The 4,030-nt window shown below is 34.4% G+C and carries 7 protein-coding genes and 1 pseudogene; 5 read left to right on the top strand and 3 right to left on the bottom strand.

Features of this window, described 5'->3' with window-relative positions; all coding sequences use genetic code 11:
• Window positions 1-83 precede the first annotated feature (83 nt).
• The 3 genes from D5281_RS24215 to D5281_RS24205 are packed head-to-tail and all read right to left on the bottom strand — an operon-like array spanning window position 84 to window position 1,337.
• Window positions 84-608 (bottom strand): HNH endonuclease, encoded by a 525-nt coding sequence (locus tag D5281_RS24215; protein ID WP_160562432.1) that lies wholly within the window; start codon window positions 606-608, stop codon window positions 84-86.
• 31 nt (window positions 609-639) lie between these two features.
• Window positions 640-867: a LexA family protein gene (locus tag D5281_RS24210; RefSeq protein WP_160562431.1), complete on the bottom strand. Its 228-nt coding sequence runs from the start codon at window positions 865-867 to the stop codon at window positions 640-642.
• Between the two features lie 44 nt (window positions 868-911).
• On the bottom strand, window positions 912-1,337 hold the full coding sequence (locus D5281_RS24205) for a hypothetical protein (RefSeq protein ID WP_160562430.1): 426 nt from the start codon (window positions 1,335-1,337) through the stop codon (window positions 912-914).
• A gap of 563 nt (window positions 1,338-1,900) precedes the next feature.
• On the opposite strand from D5281_RS24205, the gene D5281_RS24200 reads away from it, so the two are divergent.
• The 5 genes and pseudogenes from D5281_RS24200 to D5281_RS24185 all read left to right on the top strand — a co-directional run bounded on the left by D5281_RS24200 (window position 1,901) and on the right by D5281_RS24185 (window position 3,849).
• A complete protein-coding gene (locus D5281_RS24200; protein WP_160562429.1) occupies window positions 1,901-2,092 on the top strand; it encodes a hypothetical protein in 192 nt (63 codons plus the stop codon).
• Between the two features lie 311 nt (window positions 2,093-2,403).
• Entirely contained in the window at window positions 2,404-2,673 is a 270-nt protein-coding gene (locus D5281_RS24195; RefSeq protein ID WP_160562428.1) for a hypothetical protein, read from the top strand.
• Window positions 2,674-2,849: 176 nt separating this feature from the next.
• Window positions 2,850-3,083: pseudogene (locus D5281_RS26270) on the top strand (ArdC-like ssDNA-binding domain-containing protein); the annotation flags it as partial.
• Entirely contained in the window at window positions 3,075-3,620 is a 546-nt protein-coding gene (locus D5281_RS26265; RefSeq protein WP_277935600.1) for a zincin-like metallopeptidase domain-containing protein, read from the top strand. The pseudogene D5281_RS26270 and the gene D5281_RS26265, both read left to right, overlap by 9 nt.
• A 61-nt stretch (window positions 3,621-3,681) precedes the next feature.
• Complete coding sequence (locus D5281_RS24185; protein ID WP_160562427.1) at window positions 3,682-3,849, top strand: hypothetical protein; 168 nt, start codon at window positions 3,682-3,684, stop codon at window positions 3,847-3,849.
• Window positions 3,850-4,030: the final 181 nt, after the last annotated feature.

The following is a 4,030-nucleotide window of genomic DNA, read 5'->3' as shown; positions in this document are numbered from 1 at the left end:
CTATCTATTAACATATAGTATATCATTTCCCATTATTTGATACAATCAGCACTGACAGAAATTTTCCACCAATGCCGACTAAATCATATCATCTTATTCAGCATTTTATGTACGATTTTCCAACTAAGCTTGTCCTCATGCCTTTTATCCATCTTGTACAAGAATATCTGGGAAACCTTTTCCTCAAAATCATCCGGATATATGTCATGTTTGGTCATATTACAGCAGTGGCCGCAGGGAAACAGGTTATCAAGGCTGTCCGTTCCTCCTTTTGACTTTGGCATCCTATGTTCTATCTCAAATGAACCAAAAGTGATATCTCCGCCACACAAATAGCAAACTCCATCTGTCTTTTGATATATAGCCTTCCTTTCTTCTTTTGTAAACTTTTTCCGTTTCCGCTTCTTTTTCTTCTTATGCTTCTTCTCTTTCACATCCGTATTCATGATATAATATCCGGCACATTTCCCAGGTACTTTATTTTTCTGTAATATCGCCTTATCTACAGAATGAAAGTCTTGTGCCTGTTCTATATCCAGTACTTTCATTACCGCACCGGTTTTACTATGCGTTATATAATATTTCCCATTTGTCAGTATAATCGCCATAATATCCACCTGCCACTACTATAATCAATAGCTATTCTCCTACTTTCACATACTTATACCCAACAACGCTGATCGTCCGTGGTATATCCATTTTTGTTTTAATCTTTCCCATATCCTCAAGCCTGTGGATCCTTTCCACTATGGTAGATACAGCCCTGACACCTACGCCATCAGCGATTTCCCTGTAAGACGGGGAATGTCCATTCTCTTTGATATAATCAATGATAAACTTATACGTTTCATAATCCTTCTTTGTCATTTTCTAATCCCACCCTTTCCACATGACGGCCAGAATTTTCCGCTTTATCTCACTGCATATCTGCTATACATTACAGTCCCATTTCTAGTTCTGTCTTTACTTTCTCCATTTGTCTGCTTGAAATATCCGTTCAAACTAAATGAATATGACCTGCTTTGTAAATATACGCATTTTCCATTCTTTAACGCCGTTGTTTGTGCTATGGCAACACTGTTTGTCACTGAGAAATTGCTTCTTATAATGTTTTCCAAGGATTTATGCAGCTCTCCAAATGAGGTATCAATGTAACTCCTTTTCCCCTTGTTCCCTTCATTTATGAAAAATACAATCCTGTATGAAAAGCAATCTTCTATCATGTCGTTAGTCATACAGCCACGGCTTATATCTGCAATGATATCTGATATTGTGAACATAATTTTCCTCACTTCCTTTGTGTATGGGGAGAGACTTGCCCTCCCCAAATTTTCCATTATACCGCCTTTTGAATTTCCTTTGCATACTGTTCCATCAATGCCACAAGATAATCAATTTTTCCATGCACGGTGTTCTCTTGTGAAACGGTCTATACCTAATACATTCCATGATTTTCCGTCAAGTTCTGTCTCATTTCCGCCATTTATAAACCATATTTTTCGCTCTCCTTTTTCTTATTTGATTGTTATTGCAACCTCTGTACCACTTGCGTGTCTATTGGTATTGCTCAATTGCTCACTCACAGGTACGTGATACAGATTTATGAGTATTGTCAGCTCGGTTGCTTATGGTTGGTGTTTTGTTTGGTGCTTTGTTTGACCTTGTAAAGATATTATATATTAGTACTATATATTTCAAGCCGTAATAGTTCACAAACATATTAGTACCAATACGTTTTACAATTGTATAATTGTACCAATATATTAGTTTTGAAAGGTTGACAGTATATTTATATTAGTGCTAATATATAAAAAAAGAATACGAAATTGATAGTTTAATAAAAGCAATAAAGAACATATCCTATATATTTTATTAATGAAGTGAAAGGAGCGAATTAGTAATGAGCACATCTGATGCACAAAAAAGAGCCAATAAGAAATATTTTGATAATAATTATAAACAAGTAAAATTATCAATGCCAATTAAAGAAGCGGAAGCATTGGAAGATTTTTGTAAGAAAAAAAGCTGTTCAAAAGCTGGTTTTATTAGAGATGCAATAAAAGAAAAAATTGTTCGTGATTCATTGAATTAAAATTATGGATATCATATTAAATTTAATGTGATATCCTTTTTTTCATATAAATTCTATATTCTATTCTTATTCAATTCTTATTAGTTATAAAGCCCAAACCATTGGTACTATTATATATTTTGACTAATTTAAAACACCTAACTTTGTCAATTATTACATCTCGCAAATATATTAGCACTAATATATGATAATCTTATCAACTCAACCAACACAATAACACAAAGCACCTTGATAATTGAATAGATTTTGCACTTTGACTGTGATATACTTATTACACCTAATCAAGGAATCACACAAAGGAGTGTGAGAATATGACAGATAATGAATTGTTACTTGCAATCTCAAATATGCTTGACCCTATAAAGGAAGATGTGCAAGATATCAAGGATAGAGCAAAAAAGATTGCACTAACGCAAGAAAACTTGATTTTGCCACAATTAAACACGATACAGTCTTGTTATACATCAACTTATGACAGATATAAAGATCAGGTTGATACATACGAATCAATGAAACAAGATATATCTATTATAAAAAAGGTTGTGGCAGAACACAGCGAAAAGCTACAGAAATTAGCATAAGCATAACTAAATACATATCACAAATCCAAGTGTAAAGTCTATTGAATTATCAAGGGCTTTGCACTTTTTTATTTAGGAGGTTATGAGGTATGGCAAAATCAGTATATGAGATGGTAACAGATAGAAACATCAACCAGTTAGAGCAAGGCGTTATCCCGTAGGAAAAGCCCTGGACAGGCGTTAGAAGCGGAGCATATAACCGTATCAGTAAGAAAAGTTATTCCTTATTAAACCAGATGCTTTTAAAATTCGATGGAGAATATGCAACCTTTAAGCAATGGGAAAGCCTTGGCGGTCATGTCAGTAAAGGTGAAAAGTCAGAGATAATTGTATTCTGGAAGATACAGCCTGTAGAAGAAGAAAAGGAAGACGGCACAAAGGAAATAAAGCAGATACCTTTATTGAGATACTTCAATGTATTTCATATCTCACAAGTTGATGGTGTAGAACCTTTACCGAAAGAAGAATTAAACAATATTGAACCGATAGAAAAAGCTAAAAGCATACTACATGATTATTGGTCAAAGGAAAATATAACAGTTGAACACACAGCTAGCAACGATGCGTATTACCCACCTTCTCGTGATTTGATACATTTACCATTGTTTGAACAGTTCGAAGATGCAAACGAGTATTACAGCACAGCATTTCATGAGTCAGTACACAGCGCAATGAAAGAAAGCCGTTGCAACCGTGCGGAAGACAGAAAAGGCAAACTTGTTGCTTTCGGTAGTGATGATTATTCAAAGAAAGAACTTGTTGCAGAAATTGGAAGTGCAAACTTAATGAACATACTTGGCATCGAATCAACAAAGAGCTTTCGCAATAGCACAGCATATATTCAGAACTGGTTATCGGTACTCAAGAATGATGTAAAGTTCATTGTATCAGCTTCAAGCAAGGCAGAGAAAGCAGTTGATTTTATTCTAGGCGGAACATTGGCGTAAGCGTAAAAAATGGGTATAACCAATACACGGTTACACCCTATATATAAAAAGAAAGGATGGTATGAATATTATGACGAATCAACAGATATTTGATATATTAGCAGATAATGAGGAGAAATTGTTTTATGCACTATGCCAAAATAAAGAAAGCAAAGCACTAAAAGCAGCGCATGTAAGTGCAAGGCAATCATTAAAAGCCTTTGCTTTAGCTACTGGCAGTCACAATTAAAAAGAAGGAGAACACACACTATGGGAAAATCATTTAGAATAATTGGAGTTATCGCTGCTATAGGAATTACAATGATGTTACCCTATTAGACATTTCAAGCAGATTTAGATGAGTGTGTGAAATAATTTCTGTAAATTAAGATCTTCTATGATAAGTTAATAAGAAAGGTAGGTGCTTTTAT

The organism is Parablautia muri (assembly GCF_009917485.1).
Lineage (GTDB): Bacteria > Bacillota > Clostridia > Lachnospirales > Lachnospiraceae > Suilimivivens > Suilimivivens muri.
This window is presented reverse-complemented; position numbering and strand designations above follow the sequence as displayed.